Origin of the sequence: Vibrio sp. HI00D65 (assembly GCF_001635455.1) — a bacterium.
Taxonomy (GTDB): Bacteria; Pseudomonadota; Gammaproteobacteria; order Enterobacterales; family Vibrionaceae; genus Vibrio.
Genome location: NZ_LWEH01000371.1, coordinates 1 through 920, shown reverse-complemented (window position 1 = coordinate 920; position 920 = coordinate 1). Strand labels below are relative to the sequence as shown.

Below are 920 nucleotides of genomic sequence, written 5' to 3'. Positions count from 1 at the left end.
TAACGGCGAACTTCCAGCACAGTGGGAAGAGAAAGCAAACGCAATCATTGCTGACCTTCAAGCTAACCCTGCAAACATAGCATCACGTAAAGCATCGCAAAACGCACTAGAAGCATTTGGTCAAATACTTCCAGAATTCATGGGCGGCTCTGCTGACCTAGCGCCTTCTAACCTAACTATGTGGTCTGGTTCTAAGCCTCTAGAAGCAAATGACTTCTCTGGTAACTACATCCACTACGGTGTACGTGAATTCGGTATGACGGCGATCATGAACGGTATCGCTCTGCACGGTGGTTTCGTACCATACGGCGCTACTTTCCTAATGTTCATGGAATACGCTCGTAACGCAATGCGTATGGCTGCTCTGATGAAAGTTCAGAACATCCAAGTTTACACGCACGACTCTATCGGTCTTGGCGAAGATGNCNCAACTCACCAACCAGTTGAGCAAATGGCTTCTCTACGTCTAACTCCAAACATGAGCACATGGCGTCCATGTGACCAAGTTGAGTCTGCAATGGCTTGGAAACTGGCTATCGAACGTAAAGAAGGCCCAACGTCTCTAATCTTCTCTCGTCAAAACCTTGCACAGCAAGAGCGTAGCGAAGAGCAAGTAGCTAACATCGCGAAGGGTGGTTACATCCTGAAAGATTGTGAAGGTAAGCCTGAGCTTATCCTTATCGCTACAGGTTCTGAAGTTGAGCTAGCGGTTAACGCTGCGGCTGAACTGACAGCTGAAGGTAAGAAGGTACGCGTAGTATCTATGCCTGCAACTGACGCATTCGACAAGCAAGACGCTGAGTACCGTGAATCTGTACTTCCATCTGACGTAACTGCTCGTATCGCTGTAGAAGCTGGCATCGCTGACTTCTGGTACAAGTACGTTGGCTTCGGAGGCAAGATCATCGGTATGACAACAT

General features: G+C 48.1%; 1 protein-coding gene. It reads left to right on the top strand.

The window, feature by feature from the left end:
• On the top strand, positions 1 to 920 hold a 920-nt coding region (locus A3712_RS21355; RefSeq protein ID WP_331710935.1), incomplete at both ends, for a transketolase-like TK C-terminal-containing protein.